Below are 14,848 nucleotides of genomic sequence, written 5' to 3' on the forward strand. Positions count from 1 at the left end.
AAGAACAAGAACGTTTAGAAGAGCAGCAAAGGCTCAACTTCGGCCCCTTATAGGGGCTTTCACAAGTCCACCTTCTTAGAAGGTGGTTTTTTAATTGCTTGCAGTTTAAAAGGTGAAATTTTGTTTCACTGAAAATTTTTTCAGGGTTGTTTTTTTGTAAAATATTAGCAAAGAAAAGCCGGGGCAGAGCTTTGATTTTAATGCCGGAAGCACTATGATACACTTTTTCAGTGCTTTAATTAAATTGTCAATAGTCATCTTGAAGTACAATGCGACAGTCTATATCTAATAAATATTATCCTAAGCTCAAGGTACTGCTCTTTTCCCTATTCGTCGATCATTGAGATTATCAGCATAATGAAGCGAAGTTTAGCTCTGCCGAAACGCAGCAACATTTCAATTATTCATTTTAAAAGTTCACATTTATGAATTCTTATTTACCAGTAAATTGGGGTTATTGTCCATTAAATAAGGATTTGTAAAAGAAATTCCTCTTCAAAAAGGAACAGAAAATAAGAGAAAACTAAATGGAAAAGTCCTAGATTTACACGAACCAATGAGAACCATATAGATAATTTTATAAGCCACAAAAAATGAAAATTGCAGGATTTCTGATAGTCATTGCCTCGATAGGTTTGTTTTCATGCAATCAGTCGCAAAACAAAAAGGAAGATAAACAGGTCGTTACCGTAAGTATTTTACCCGAAAGAACATTTGTACAAAAAATTGCGGGGGATGATTTTAAAGTGAATGTTTTGCTTCCACCGGGTGCCAGTCCTGCATCTTTTACGCTTTTGCCATCTCAATTAAAAGATATTGCCCGTTCCGAAGTTTGGTTTCGGATGGGGCATATCGGTTTTGAATATGCCTGGAAAGAAAAGATTGAACAAGCCAATAAAAAAATGAAAGTTGTCGATTTGTCAGTGGGGCTGGATTTAATTAAGGGCGAAGTACAGTTTAAAAGCGAGCCTGGTCCGGCATCTGGTGTGAATCCTCATACCTGGATGTCGCCAAAATTAGTAAAACAAATGGCTGGAAAAATAATGGAAGAAGTTTCAATCCTTAATCCCGGTAAAAAGAGTGTTTACAAGGATAATTACCTGAAGTTTGTGACAGAGATTGACGAATTAAATGACAGCATAGAAAGTGCCTTGGAAAGTTACAAAGGAGAGCCATTTATTTTGTTTCATCCGAGCCTCTCATATTACGCGCGTGAGTACGGTTTGATACAATACTCTTTGGAACCGGGGGGAAAACAACCAACTCCGCTACGTATGGCAGAATTAGTGAAACTAGCCAAGCAGAAAGATATCCGGGTGATTTATATTCAAAGTGATTTGGATCGGGAGCAGGCTCGCGTTTTTGCAGAGGAAATCGATGGAAATATTGTTGAAATGTGGCCGCTCAATCCGGAATGGAAAAAAAATCTAAAAGAAATTACTTCACAGTTAATAGAAAATTTTAATGTCGAGTAGGTTTATTTTTTGCCGGATTTACAAGCGTTGGCAATTTTAAGAGTGAAAACTGATGGATACTTTCCATGAGTAGCTTTATTAAATGAGTAAGTAGCTCAATTATTTTGTCGTACTCACCGCAGATCATTGTACTCATAATTCCAGATTCTACTATAATTTTGTCGTTTTTTGAAATTGTGTTCGGAATTTTTTCCACCGGTGTATCATAATCTTCTTGCAGCTCGCGGTAACATATTTCTACAGTAATTCCATGTTTTTATTTTTTTGAACGATGACTCCAATAAAAGCCGGATTCACCTCATTTCGTTTATCAGTCCCCATACCAACATCCAGCAAAACAAGGATTGAAACGAATTTGGAGGTACAAGGGATCGAAAAGGAGTATCGCTCTAAAGATATTCAACTAACAATCTGGTATATCAGGCTTCAAACAGGAAAAAGATTTGAGCAAAAACAGGTTAAGAATAAAGGGGCAAAGCAAAAAGTAGAGTAAAAATATTTTGAGGGTTAATGGAGAGAGGCTCTCCCCAATAGTTTCTCTCTCTTACGATAAATTACTTAACAAGTTAAAATAAGAGTAATAAAAATATGTAACCTGAAAAAGAATCGAACATCTGTTTACAAGAGTGGGATTATTACTGATACAAAAAAGACAAAAATGTTAACTTTACCTCAAAAATCACATGCTACTTCAGATTGCCCTGTTGCTTTCTATGCTAATTCAATTGGGAGCAGCAATTACAGCAGTTAGCCTAATCCGAAGAACCCGTTTTAATATTTCCTGGATACTTATTTCATCCGGATTTGTATTAATGGCTTTACGCCGGCTGTTTGAGTTCTCGGCATTATTCTGGGAAACTCAATTGATTTCAAAAGAAGAAATAAACAGTTGGGTTGGTGTTTTAATCTCAATATTAATGTTGACGGGAGTAACTTTTATCCGCCAGATCTTTAATTTGCAGGATCGTATTGATGAGATACGTAAAGAAAGTGAAGCCCGGTTATTAAAGGCTGTTATACAAACCGAAGAGAAAGCCCGTCAGTCTTTTGCCCGTGAATTACACGATGGCCTTGGTCCCGTTCTGTCATCCATTAAAATGATAGTTAGTGCCATTGAACTGGACAAAATGGTAGCCTCAAATAAAAGGATAATTGAACGGACCTGTAAAGCGACGGATGAAGCAATAATAACATTAAAAGAGATTTCTAATCATTTAAGTCCCCATTTACTAAAGAATTATGGCCTGACAAAAGCATTGAATACCTTTGCCAGCCAGCTTTTAATCAATTCGGATATTCAATTGAATTTAAGCGATAATTTTGGGTCGAAGCGGTATTCATATGATTTGGAAATTAATGTATTTCGAGTAGTATCCGAGCTTTTAAATAACAGCGTAAGACATGGTTCCCCAAGTAAAATAAAAATCAACATAAAAGAAAGCGGGGATTATCTTAGAATTGAATATGAAGACAATGGTTCCGGATTTAATTTCAAAGACAGTACAAACGAAATCCACCTGAGTGGCATGGGACTGGAAAATATACGTTCCCGGATTAAATCGTTAAACGGATTTTATTATATGGAGTCGGAACCGGGTGAAGGAGTAAAAGTACATATTCAAATTCCTGTAAAATGAAAAAGATAAATATTTACCTTGTTGATGACCATTCGCTTTTCAGGGAAGGATTACGATTTTTACTTTCCAACCTCAATTTTGTGAATGAAGTTTTTGAGGCTGAAAACGGGAAACAGTTTATTGCCGGGTTAAAAGGCAGACAGGTTAATGTGGCCTTACTGGATATTGAAATGCCTGAAATGAATGGGATGGATGCTGCCCGAAAAGCTTTGGAGATTAATCCCGAAATCAAAATAGTTGCCTTGTCCATGTATTCTGATGAAAGCTATTATTCCAGTATGATTGAAGCCGGAGCTAACGGTTTTTTATTAAAGAATTCAAATTTTTCCGAAGTTAAAAAGGCCATTGTTGATATTTGTGAGGGGCGCAATTATTTTTCCATTGAAATTCTGCAATCCATTGTAAACAGGATAAATAAAAAAACAACAAAACCGGAAAATAATGAGTTAACCGAGCGCGAAATAGATGTTTTATACCAGATTTGTAAAGGCCGCTCCAATCCGGAGATTGCTGAAATCTTGTCCATCAGTAAACGTACGGTTGATAAACACCGTGAAAATTTACTTCAGAAAACAAATTCAAAAAATACGGCTAACCTGGTGGTGTATGCAATAAAACAAGGGTATTTTGAAGTTTAACCCGGAATAAGTACGTCTATAGACGTAGAGCTGATTTTACGTTTTTAAGCGGTTTTAAGAACAAAATGACCACCATACATTTGTCAGAAAAAAGATGATAAACAGTATATCAATTCTGGCCGGAAAAAACAAGAATGGCTTAAAAGAACATTTTAATCGAATCGATATTTCCCGGGGAGAGATAGTTGGCATTGTAGGACCCACTGGAAGCGGGAAAAGCGCGCTTGTGGAAGACATTGAACAGTTGGCTCAGTCAGACACTTCAACCCAAAGAAAAGTTTTAATCAATAACAGCATTCCCGATCCTGAGCTTCGTTATAATCCCAAAAAGAAGCTTATCGCACAACTCTCTCAAAACATGAATTTTATTGCAGATATGAGTGTGAAGGATTTTTTGATACTACATTCCAAGTGCCGGGGCAAAAATTTGAACCTGGTTGATAAAGTTATTTATCACGCCAACCAGTTAACAGGCGAACCCATTAAGAAAGAGATGAATCTTACTGTTTTAAGCGGGGGACAAAGTCGTTCGTTAATGGTGGCCGATGTGGCTTTTGTAAGTGACTCACCTGTGGTTTTAATCGATGAAATTGAAAATGCCGGAATAAAAAAGCACGAAGCCATGCAACTGTTATCCGGAAATGGGAAAATTGTCCTCGTGGTTACCCACGATCCTCTACTGGCATTACTTACTCAAAGAAGAATTGTAATGGAAAACGGTGGAATAAAAAAAATATTTGGGACCACAGAAGAGGAAAGGTCGTTGTGCAAGCAATTATACCAGGTTGATAAAGAGTTGTTCAAAGTCCGTGAGATGGTCAGGTCAGGTGTGGAAGTAAAGGCCAGTTTTAGTTTTCAGGAAAGTTTTACCAGTGACTTTCAACCGGTTTTGGAAGATTAACCGGGATTAAATTTCAGTAAAAACAATTTAAAACTATTTTATGAATGTCATCATCGTCGCCGGCACTCCGGGAGCAGGCAAAACAGCTGTTTTACTTCATGTATTAAAACATTTGAAAGAACAAAACAAACACATTTCTGCAGTGAAAATTGATTGCCTTTATACTGAAGACCACCTTCGGTTTCAGAAAGAAGGTGTTCCGACCCTGCTTGGGCTATCAAAAGACATGTGTCCCGACCACTTTACCATTTTCAATTTAGGCGAAATGTTGGAATATGCACAAGGAAATAATTCTGATATACTGATAGTAGAAACGGCGGGACTTTGTCATCGTTGTGCACCTTACACCATCAACAGTTTGGGAGTATGCGTAATAGATGCCACAACGGGGCCCAATACGCCGTTAAAAGTCGGGCCGTTTTTAAGTACAGCAAATGTTGTTGCAATAACGAAAGGTGATATCATTTCGCAGGCTGAAAGAGAGATTTTCCGCGAGCGCGTATTGGAAATGAATCCCGGATGCCGGATTATTGAAACCAATGGATTAACAGGGAAAGGAACAGTTGAGCTGGCTGGCTGTTTTAGTGAGGCTTCTGATTTTAGTTACGAAGAGGAAGAGTTACGGCATAATGCCCCGTTTTCAATTTGTACACTTTGTGTTGGAGAAACAAAAATACATAAGAAAAACCACCGGGGAGTGTTGAGACATATTAACGGAATTCAGGAATATGCAGGTGAATAATTTAATGAAAAGCGTAAAAGAAATAGAAAAACAATTGCCGGGATTTAACTGTGGGGCATGTGGTTTCCGGGAATGCCATGGCTTTGCATCGGCGTTAGCTAAAAATGAAGTTTCGATTGATAATTGTACTGTACTGAAACAGGAACGATTGAAAGAGAATAGGACGGCGCTGCAAAAGTTTGTACACAACAACAAAAACACAGAAAAAATTGAAATAAAAGGATTGATTGACGGGGTAGGGGCTGATTTTGCGTTACATCCCTTAGATAAAGAACCATCTTGTCGTGAAACATTGATTTGTTTTTCATCTGTTCCAGTTGAAAAAGATATGATTATTCGCTACCGTCCGTTGGGGTGTCCGATTATTCACTTCGCAAGGGTAATTGAAATAAATCACAATCTGTTGGATGTGTGGGTAATCGGACCGGGAAAACTTCTCTCCCGTAAAGAAGATGCCACAGAGGTCGGAATTTGTATGGTGCTGTCATTTCAGGGAACGATTGAAGGAGAAACACCCAAGGTTGGGCAAACTGTAAAATTCCTGCCGGCTCATTGCATGATGGGAAAAGTTCATTCCGGAATAATCGTACAACTGGAAGATAATAAAACCCGCATCGATTGTATCGATTTAAAAGTTTGGCAGCATACTGTTTAATTTCAAAAAAATAAAAAGAGATTTACCGATATTTAGAATTTGGAGAATCAAAGAATAATGCAAAAGTAGAAGTCCATCAAGCGACTAATGCAATTTTATACAGGTTGAAGACAGGCTGCCAATGGCGTCATTTACCAATGAAGCAATCTTTTCGGTGTAAATACCGATGGCAAAGTGTTTACTATCATTTTCAGAAATAGAGTAAAGATGGAAGTTGGGAAAATGTTTGGCAATCTGTTCTTTCGAAACACAAGAAATTACTAGACCTGTCAAGCATTCAACTTGATGGTACACATACCCCGGCCAAACGAGGTGGAGAAGCCGTGGCTTACCAGAGTAGGAAAAAGACAAAAACCAGCAATATGCTCATCATTACAGACAGTCAAGGCATTCCATTAATTTGTAGCAATCCAATGGAGGGGAACCACAACGATGCTTTCAGCCTGGTTTCACAGGCTAAAAAAATGGTGGCAGGTTTGGAAACGGTCGATATACGTACTGATGGCCTGTTTTATAAATGCCGATTCAGGTTTTGATACCGAAGATTTCCGCCGTTATCTTTCTGAAATAAAGGTTACCGGAAACATTGACCAAAACTGGAGAAACGGGACAACAAATGAGAATTTGTTTGATGAACTATTGTATGAATGCAGGTTTGTTGTCGAAAGAACGAACGCCTGGATGGATGCCTTCAAGGCTATATTAGTTCGTTTTGAAATAAGCTCTTTACACAGGAAAGCATTGAGTTTATTAGCATTTATTGTTATTTTATTGCGGAAACTTTAAACAACTTCTCAGTAAAGAAGCTAATGTATATAAAGATTTGTGTGGAGTTTAATGGTTTAATGAATTTATTCAACATCATACCTGTCGTCGGCGATATATGAATAGCCACCGCCGGCATAAATACTGACGCTTTCCGATAAGTTCAGGTTTAAACCAACCTTGCAATTGCCCCGGTTTTAAATTGATTTTCTTTCCCGAAAACATCAGTATATGTATTGGAAGCGCTTACACTTTCTTTGTAAATCAGGAAGCTTGGCCCAATAAATAAATAACTTTCCACTTTTGGCAATTTTACAAAAGAAAAACGGCCTTCTACATTGATATAGTGCATGGCAGGATCAACCTCAATGGCAGTAGAAGAATAACTGTATGTGTAATTGAATTTCGAAACCGGGAAATAGATATGGGAAGGCGAAAGCGAAAATCTACTTTTATCGCTGTAAACCACTGCCCTGAAATTTGCGCCTGCACCCCAATCTTCTTCCCAGCCGTCGTCGGTACTGGCCCACTCTCCTAAACTAGGGCCTGCCCCAATTTTTAAATGAGGGGGATTGTTTTGTGAATAAGTGCAAAACGATATAAAGCTTACTACAATAAATAAAAAAATTGTTATTTCATGATTTTGGTTTTTAAAGGTGTTGCAATTGTTTTTGAAGTAATTTGTGTTTTTACCCCAAAAATAAAGTAGATATCTTTTATGGAGGCTAATCTTTGATTCCCGGTTGTCACGAATCAAGGATTTTTTACAACCTTAATTCAAAATAGTAAAACTGAGTTCAACGGATAGAATGTGCTAATTAACTGATAATGTGTAGATGCGGAATGTTCCCTTTTTTTTAAGTGATTTGATATAAAACGAGGGGGAACGCCAGTATATTTTTTAAATGCGCTAATAAAAGTTGCTCTGTTGTTAAAGCCAACCATTTGAGCTATACCTTCGATAGTATTTTTTCTGTATTTGCCTTTATGATATAATTTGCATGCATTCCTGAATGCGGAGATCATTGACAAAATAATTAAAGTTTTTGCCATAAAAATCACAGAAAATTGATTTGAGGAGCAAAGGCAACAGTTTACAAAAATAAGGTTTTACGCCTGAAGAATTTTTACTCCTATATCGGCAGGCGGTGCAAAATATATCCACGATGTAACAAGTACATCGGCAGACGCACGGGCATAATCGGCAGCATTTCTGGCATTTATGCCTCCCGCAGCAATCATACAAATTTCAGGGCAAATATTTCTGCCTGCTGTTGCAGTTTCTTTAAAGATTTCAGGAGGCATTTTATCAATCTGAATGGCATCGGCACCAGCCTGTGCGACCAACAAAGCTTCTTCATATGTGTGGGCTTCCACCACAATTTTTCGCTCTTTTTGTTGTTGTTTAACTTTTGAAATTAAAGAAACAAGGTTTTTATATCCGCCAGTAAAAAGCAAATGTTCCCTGAACATTAAAATAGTATCGGAAATACCCGTACGATGTGGAATCCCGCCGCCTGCCATCAGGGCTTTTAGCGCTACTTTTTTTAAATAAGGCGGATGTTTTCGTGTACCGGCAACAACAACATCCGGGTTTGCCGCTTTTGCATTTTTAACCAACTGTCGGGTTCGGGTGGCAATCCCGGAGGCAAATTCTATGAGAACTCCGCCACTACGCCAGATCGTATGGATGGAAGCAGCATCACCACGGGCTTCTAAAAGTTTATCGCCTTCATTCAACATCGTTCCGGACGGCAAAGATGAGACTATCTCCAGCCCGACTTTTTTATACATCCTCACTACTTCTTCTACGCCACAAACTGTCATTGCGCTACGTGCAAACAATTCAATTTTCCCTTTTTTGTCCGATAGCCCAAGTAAATAAGTAGTTATATCTCCAAGCGGCACATCGTCTTCAATCAGCCGATCAATATCGTTTTCAGTAAAATAAATCATAACTAATTTGTTTTTTATATTTAAAAATGTATAAAATCTTTCAGAATCCTTAAGAGGATGGAGTAAAAGGTTTCAACTCAAAAATACTCGGAATAAAACTAAACAATATTAGTAACAATGTATGGACCATTGAGCAGTTCTAAGAAATCGAAAGTCAGTATTTTTATCCAATTGAAATTAAATGAATTCAAACAAAAAATTTCCATAGTAGGCGACGTTCGGGGAATTGGATTTTTTTGTGGGATTGAATTGGTAAAAAACCGGGCAACAAAAGAAAAAGCAACAGAAGAAGCTGAAAAGATTATGTATGATTGTTATTACAACGGTTTGAGCTTTAATGTATCTCAAGGGAATCTGCTTACTCTGGCCCCGACTCTGACAATGTCGAAGGAAGAAATGCAACATGCCTTTCTTATCCTGGAAAACGCCTTCCAAAAATAACATAATATGTAATTAGTTAAAGCTCTTTTCATTTAAGCGGCTGATTTCGTCTTTTATATCTGCCTTAATCTTTGTGTTCATTAAATCTTTCCGGTTGTCCTTTCGTACTTATTCGTCGATTGTTGTTAACTGAATCCCGCAAATCCGGGAGAGTTGTCTTTTCGAATATTTTCCGGGACAGCTGCTATTATTTAAAAAACTTTATTATTGTCGAGTTGGCTGTTCAACGTTTGAAAAAAAGGTACTGTCAGGTTCGGAAAAAGTTTGATGATTTTTTAAAACACAAAACAGCTTATACGCCAGATGGTGGAGTAGTTTTATTTTGGAAGAATTGTTCTGAAAGGGATATTACTATACAAATGTTGGTATTTGGACAACCTGAGTTTTAGGTAGAAAATGAAATCATACATGGTATTGTTTTTGTTAAATTAGTGCCGAAAATCAGTAATACGATCTAATGTCTTATTTCTTCCTTAATATTCATTCTTTAAAAACAAAGTTTAAGATATGTGCAAACAGTATCCTCTTATTATTTTTATTAGCTGGGTGCATCAACAAAGCCAACATTTATTTTAAACGTGGTAACTGCAAGAATTCAATCAATGATTTTGAAGGTGCAATTATTGAATTCAATAAAGGGCTTGCTATAGATGACAAAAACGTTAACTGCATAGTGGGCAGAGGTATATCTAAATCAAATTTACTGGACTTCGAAGGTTCAATTGACGATTATAATCTAGCTATTAGTATAGACCCAGATTTTGGCGATGCTCATTTTTATAAAGGATTTTCAAGAATGATGATGGGTAATGATATTGAAGCTATTAAAGATTATACCTCTGCAATTGAAGCGAATCCTAATAATGCTCAATATTACTTCCGGAGAGCAAGTTCTAAATATAACTTGGAACAGTATAAAGAAGCAATTGCGGATTATAGTTTGGCGTTGTGCATAGACTCATTAAATCCCGATATATATCATGGCAGGGGGCAGGTAAAAGAAAACATATCAGAATTTAGTAGTGCACTAGCTGATTATAACAAAGCTATTGGTATTAAATCAGACCATAAATATGCATTGTATAGCAGGGCTTTTCTTTACAGCGATATTGGCTCGAAGGAAGCCTCAATTGAGGATTTTACAACTCTAATAAATTACAACGAAAGAGAAACAGATGCATACTTGGGCAGAGGGTTGAATTTTTTGCAGCTAGAAAAATATGATTTAGCTATTGCTGACTTTAAAAAATCACACCCAATGAATTAAAAGAAATAAAATTATCATAGAATAGAAAGTAATTACTGATTATGAAGAAACCTAATATTGTTGTTTTGATAATGTGTTTAACAACCTTCACATTATCGTCTTACGCTCAAACATTTGAAATTAAAGCAGGGGTGAACATGTCAACAATGCTTTTTGAAAATCAGGGAGGTACTTATAGTGAAAATTTTGAGTTAACACCAAGGTTCCTGTTAGGTGCAACCACCGAACTTCCATTATCTAATTCATTTTCTTTCGAACCAGGGGTATTTTTTTCTTCAAGCGGTTATAAGATTGATTCACATTATCCTGTGCCCACTTATTCAGGAGAATACATCCCAATAAGGGAGCAGGCAATACTAAATTATATAGAAATACCCGCATCATTAAGACTCGCATCCTCGATAAAAAACATACAGCTATTTGGTAATATTGGTCCATATCTTGCAATTGGGCTATCAGGAAAAGTAAGCCGAAAAGAATATCGCATTGATGGTCAGGAAGGCGTTGTTTATGAGGGGACTATCGATTATAGTGGGGAAATAGGGAATGATGGTCAATGGAAAAGATTTGACTATGGTTTTCAGGCAGGTATAGGTGTGGAAGTAAATAGAATTGTGGTACGGGGTAATTATAAACATGGTATTGCTAATATTGCACAAGATTCAGGCATAAAGAATAAAAACCGAGTTTTTGCAATAAGTTTAGGTTACATTTTAGGTTTAAAAAAATGATTATAAAAAAGACACTTTTTTCATTGATAATCCTACTACTTGGATTAAATACTACGCAAGGTCAGGAACATAATATTTCGGACTATCCTGATGGAATATACCAAACAAAAGAAGAATTCATTAATAAAACACCGTCAGAAGTAAGGGAACTAACTGTAAAAAAGATTGAGTTGGTCAATGATAGTGATTCTGTTGTACGCAGATGTTATTTTATGGACAAAGCGACTACTAAAAAAATTAAAAAGGCATTTGCCGTTTCATACCACGGAAGTTTATACTTCAGCAATTGGGCGATATTGAAAAATAAGAACAAGGAAGATAAATCGTTATCACCAGCATCTTCCATGAATGCATTTGTATTGGTTACCATGCACGGGGAGAAATATCTGTACACAGAAGCTGGACTAATCAATCATTGGCAATCAGGATTAAGTGCTGGTGTTGCTGGTGGTATTGGTGGTCTTGCAGGCGGTGCTTTGGGTGAAGCAATAGATGGTTCTTTCCCGGAAACTACAGAGTTTGGAACTGGTGTAGTATGGGACGTAGACAATCAGGAGTTTAATGTATTCCGCAATTGTCCTGATTTTAACGATTTTATTAAAGATTATGGTATAGAGAAAGTTGAGTGCGGTAAAGAGCCATTTGACTTGGAAAGAGTTAGAGAAACAATAAAATCAATCAATGAAAAAACTATATTAAAAACCAAGGATACTAATTAAACACTATGAACACAAAAAAATTAAAACTAATCATCTATTTATTAGTTACGACATTCGCTTCATCTTTCGGACAGCAACAGAACTACCCCAAAGGTGCATACATGAGTTTTGATGAAATTGTAAATAAAACACCATCTCAACAATATGACTTTGATGTTGAAAGAAGAACAAATGGAGATATTAAAATGGTAGGTGGCAACGATTATAAAATAAGTTCCGCAGATAAATCAATTAAAAAGAAGTTTATAAAAAAGGAAATGTGGGCATACTCCAATGGTGATACCCTGTACATCAATTGTTTCCAATACAAAATTCAACCTTGGTATGCTTCAGTCATTAGCGACGGGAAATATCTTGTTGTTAGAGCTGGACTTTCTCAACTTTCGGATGAACAGAAGGAACAAATGGCTATGGCTTCCTATTTTGGTGCTATTGGTGGAGCAATTGCTGGTGCTAAAATGGCAATGATGCGATTTCTTTATATTATTGATAAAAGTACCAATGAAATTTCCACGGTTACGCCAGAATTATTGGAGAAGTTACTTGCAGATGATAAGGAACAGTTAGCTCAATATAATAATGAAGAAGCAAAAGATTCAGAAGAAACTATGTTGAAGTACTTAAAACTACTTAACAAATAGCAATATATATATTTGTATGGATTCTTGGAAACATAAGATTACTGTTCCTGATGGAATAAAATGTAAGATTAACGGTATTAACGTATGGGATTATGAATGGGTTTCGACAGACAAAAAGATAGTTGTAAATGACCCATTATACCATCAAGAATACACAATGGAAGTGTATGAGATTAGAACAAGCAAGAAAATTGTAAAATTTGCTACAGGTGAATTTTCAAATGGAATTTGGGGTTTTTATACAGAATCGAAATCATAAACACTTATGAGTAAAGTAGAAAAAAGCATTTTTTTTGTCTTTTGAACCTATGGATTGGAAATCCATAAGTATTTAGTTTTCTCAATAGATTTTATTATCTAATAATGGTTAAAACCCTGCAATTTATTACAGCTATTTTAGAGACTATTTTGATATTTAGAATTTGTTAAGCATGACCCGAATCATTAGCTGTATAAATGCAACGCTTGATTCAGTCCACCTTTCATAGCCTTTAGAGGTTCTTCGCTGAACCGATACCCATGCAAATGTTTGTTCAACGCTCCATCTTTTAAGCAGTATTTTAAATTTTCCTGCTTCGTTTCTTTTTATAACCTCTAATATCCAGCCCAATTTGAGCCTTACAATCTCTTTTAATTCTCCTCTGTAGCCTTCATCTGCGAATATTTTTACAATACCATTGATATATTTGTTTTTCAATCTTACAAGTACGCATTCTGCCGCCTTGCTATCGTGTGGTGTTACAGAATGCATAACAATGGCGAGGATTAACCCAAGTGTATCTACGATAATATGTCCTTTCCTACCTTTTATCTTTTTTCCTCCATCATAACCGATGCTTCTCTGGCATACATTTGCTGTTTTTATTGACTGGCTGTTGATTATAGCAATCGTAGGAGTGGCCTGTTTCCTCTTCTTCAAGCGTACTTTTGAAACCAGGAAATCGTGCCTTCTACCATTATGTTTCCATTGCTTAAAATAATAGTAAACTGTTTGCCAGGGGGCAAACTCTTTCAGCAACATACGCCATTGGCCGTCAGATCAGATATGGTAATGTAGGTGTTACAGATGGTTCACTTTTGATATATCCGCTAAAAGTTAGAGTAATCAGGATTGGTTGTAGCACGTAAACTAAAATTTTAAGGTTATTTCAATCTTTTTGATGACTCGCGAATATTTAGCTTTCCACTCAAAACTACTGTATTAGGAATAGCGAGAGAATCTGATATGATTTGCTCATAGAGTAATTCTGCTGCAACTTCTCCCATATGAGTTGTGGGTTGCAAAACGCTTGTTAGCGGTGGATCAACCAGGGCGGCCATGGGAGTTTCGGAAAAACCCGCAATGGCGATATCCTGTGGAATTTTTATCCCATTTCTTTTTAGCGCTCTCATTGCTCCCAGCGCCGTTGGATCGTTTACCGCAAAAATTCCATCGGGAAGATTTTTTATTTTTATCAAATGTTCAATAATTTGTTCACCATCTTCAATTAAAAGTCCCGTTTCAATAAATTGCTCATGTGAAATTTTAATTCCATATTTACGGTGGGCATCTTCAAAACCTTTTGCCCTGTTTTTTGCAAAATTATGTTGCATAGGTCCCGTAAGATGGATTATTTTTTTTAGTCCTTGCTGGATTAAATGTTCGGTTGCAAAAAAAGCCCATTTGTAATCATCAAAAACAACTTTTGAAACAGGTAGAGAATCATTTATGCGATTAAAGAGAACAATAGGGTAGTTTTTTTTGATTAATGCTTGAATGTACTCAATATTCTGTGATTTTTGAGATAACGATAATATGATTCCATCAACGAAATTGTTTTCCAGCGTTTTTATATTTTCCAGTTCTGTATTACTGTCCTCGTTCGATTGCATAATTAAAGTCTGGTACCCTTTTTTCAAAAAAACATCTTGAATACCAATTATTACCTCCGGGAAAAATGGATTAATAAATTCAGGAACAACAATTCCAATGTTATATGTTTTTTGCTGAGTTAATTTGCGAGCAATGGGATTGGGTGAATACCCCATCTCAAGCGCCATTTTTAGTATTTTTTCACGTGTATCCGGGTGAATATCATATTTGTTGTTAAATGCCCTTGATACAGTTGAAATGGAACAATTCAATGCTTTGGCAACATCTTTTATGGTAACATGTTTCATGTTTTAACATCTAGCGATTAAACGCAAAAATAATAAATAAATTAAAACGTTTTCGGAAACGTTTCCGGAATATAAAAACGTTTCCGAAAACGTTTCCGGAAATTTTAAAATAAGAAAGTT

The 14,848-nt window shown here is 36.4% G+C and carries 19 protein-coding genes; 15 read left to right on the top strand and 4 right to left on the bottom strand.

All coding sequences use genetic code 11. The annotated features are described in order from the left end of the window. Positions 1-593 precede the first annotated feature (593 nt). The 9 genes from K5G00_RS23755 (at position 594) to K5G00_RS23790 (ending at position 6,834) form a co-directional block, all read left to right on the top strand. Positions 594-1,475, top strand: coding sequence for a metal ABC transporter solute-binding protein, Zn/Mn family (locus K5G00_RS23755; protein WP_238769001.1), 882 nt, complete (start codon positions 594-596; stop codon positions 1,473-1,475). Between the two features lie 271 nt (positions 1,476-1,746). Continuing rightward, positions 1,747-1,968, top strand: coding sequence for a hypothetical protein (locus K5G00_RS23760; RefSeq protein WP_238769002.1), 222 nt, complete (start codon positions 1,747-1,749; stop codon positions 1,966-1,968). 190 nt (positions 1,969-2,158) lie between these two features. Next, a complete protein-coding gene (locus tag K5G00_RS23765; protein WP_238769003.1) occupies positions 2,159-3,112 on the top strand; it encodes a sensor histidine kinase in 954 nt (317 codons plus the stop codon). Beyond that, the gene (locus K5G00_RS23770) at positions 3,109-3,750 is read left to right on the top strand and encodes a response regulator (RefSeq protein WP_238769004.1); all 642 of its coding nucleotides are present in this window, start codon (positions 3,109-3,111) and stop codon (positions 3,748-3,750) included. Before K5G00_RS23765 ends, K5G00_RS23770 begins: the two co-directional genes overlap by 4 nt. A gap of 94 nt (positions 3,751-3,844) precedes the next feature. Further along, the gene (locus tag K5G00_RS23775) at positions 3,845-4,651 is read left to right on the top strand and encodes an ATP-binding cassette domain-containing protein (RefSeq protein WP_238769005.1); all 807 of its coding nucleotides are present in this window, start codon (positions 3,845-3,847) and stop codon (positions 4,649-4,651) included. Between the two features lie 40 nt (positions 4,652-4,691). After that, positions 4,692-5,393, top strand: a complete 702-nt coding sequence (locus K5G00_RS23780; protein WP_238769006.1) for a GTP-binding protein — start codon at positions 4,692-4,694, stop codon at positions 5,391-5,393. 4 nt (positions 5,394-5,397) lie between these two features. Further along, positions 5,398-6,048 carry a (Fe-S)-binding protein gene (locus K5G00_RS23785; protein ID WP_238769007.1) on the top strand — a complete coding sequence of 217 codons (651 nt, stop codon included), beginning with the start codon at positions 5,398-5,400 and terminating at the stop codon, positions 6,046-6,048. 20 nt (positions 6,049-6,068) lie between these two features. Beyond that, on the top strand, positions 6,069-6,248 hold the full coding sequence (locus K5G00_RS30245; protein WP_394800878.1) for a transposase: 180 nt from the start codon (positions 6,069-6,071) through the stop codon (positions 6,246-6,248). Between the two features lie 232 nt (positions 6,249-6,480). Then, positions 6,481-6,834: a hypothetical protein gene (locus tag K5G00_RS23790; protein ID WP_238769008.1), complete on the top strand. Its 354-nt coding sequence runs from the start codon at positions 6,481-6,483 to the stop codon at positions 6,832-6,834. Positions 6,835-6,982: 148 nt separating this feature from the next. Here K5G00_RS23790 and K5G00_RS23795 read toward each other — a convergent pair whose 3' ends face one another. After that, entirely contained in the window at positions 6,983-7,570 is a 588-nt protein-coding gene (locus K5G00_RS23795; protein ID WP_238769009.1) for a hypothetical protein, read from the bottom strand. A gap of 353 nt (positions 7,571-7,923) precedes the next feature. Next, entirely contained in the window at positions 7,924-8,769 is an 846-nt protein-coding gene (modD, locus tag K5G00_RS23800) for a ModD protein (RefSeq protein WP_238769010.1), read from the bottom strand. A 117-nt stretch (positions 8,770-8,886) separates the two neighbouring features. On the opposite strand from modD, the gene K5G00_RS23805 reads away from it, so the two are divergent. The 6 genes from K5G00_RS23805 (at position 8,887) to K5G00_RS23830 (ending at position 12,827) form a co-directional block, all read left to right on the top strand. Then, positions 8,887-9,210 (top strand): aminotransferase class III-fold pyridoxal phosphate-dependent enzyme, encoded by a 324-nt coding sequence (locus K5G00_RS23805; RefSeq protein WP_238769011.1) that lies wholly within the window; start codon positions 8,887-8,889, stop codon positions 9,208-9,210. Between the two features lie 457 nt (positions 9,211-9,667). Further along, positions 9,668-10,477 carry a tetratricopeptide repeat protein gene (locus tag K5G00_RS23810; protein WP_238769012.1) on the top strand — a complete coding sequence of 270 codons (810 nt, stop codon included), beginning with the start codon at positions 9,668-9,670 and terminating at the stop codon, positions 10,475-10,477. Between the two features lie 41 nt (positions 10,478-10,518). Beyond that, positions 10,519-11,208 carry a porin family protein gene (locus tag K5G00_RS23815; RefSeq protein ID WP_238769013.1) on the top strand — a complete coding sequence of 230 codons (690 nt, stop codon included), beginning with the start codon at positions 10,519-10,521 and terminating at the stop codon, positions 11,206-11,208. Next, a complete protein-coding gene (locus K5G00_RS23820) occupies positions 11,205-11,927 on the top strand; it encodes a hypothetical protein (protein WP_238769014.1) in 723 nt (240 codons plus the stop codon). Before K5G00_RS23815 ends, K5G00_RS23820 begins: the two co-directional genes overlap by 4 nt. Positions 11,928-11,932: 5 nt before the next feature. After that, entirely contained in the window at positions 11,933-12,568 is a 636-nt protein-coding gene (locus K5G00_RS23825; protein ID WP_238769015.1) for a DUF6563 family protein, read from the top strand. 16 nt (positions 12,569-12,584) lie between these two features. Continuing rightward, the gene (locus K5G00_RS23830; protein WP_238769016.1) at positions 12,585-12,827 is read left to right on the top strand and encodes a hypothetical protein; all 243 of its coding nucleotides are present in this window, start codon (positions 12,585-12,587) and stop codon (positions 12,825-12,827) included. A gap of 156 nt (positions 12,828-12,983) precedes the next feature. Here K5G00_RS23830 and K5G00_RS23835 read toward each other — a convergent pair whose 3' ends face one another. Both K5G00_RS23835 and K5G00_RS23840 read right to left on the bottom strand, forming a co-directional pair. Beyond that, the gene (locus K5G00_RS23835; RefSeq protein WP_238769017.1) at positions 12,984-13,589 is read right to left on the bottom strand and encodes an IS5 family transposase; all 606 of its coding nucleotides are present in this window, start codon (positions 13,587-13,589) and stop codon (positions 12,984-12,986) included. A 122-nt stretch (positions 13,590-13,711) separates the two neighbouring features. Continuing rightward, positions 13,712-14,728, bottom strand: coding sequence for a LacI family DNA-binding transcriptional regulator (locus K5G00_RS23840; protein ID WP_238769018.1), 1,017 nt, complete (start codon positions 14,726-14,728; stop codon positions 13,712-13,714). Between the last annotated feature and the right edge of the window lie 120 nt (positions 14,729-14,848).

It is taken from the genome of Maribellus maritimus (genome assembly GCF_022267315.1).
Lineage (GTDB): Bacteria > Bacteroidota > Bacteroidia > Bacteroidales > Prolixibacteraceae > Draconibacterium > Draconibacterium maritimum.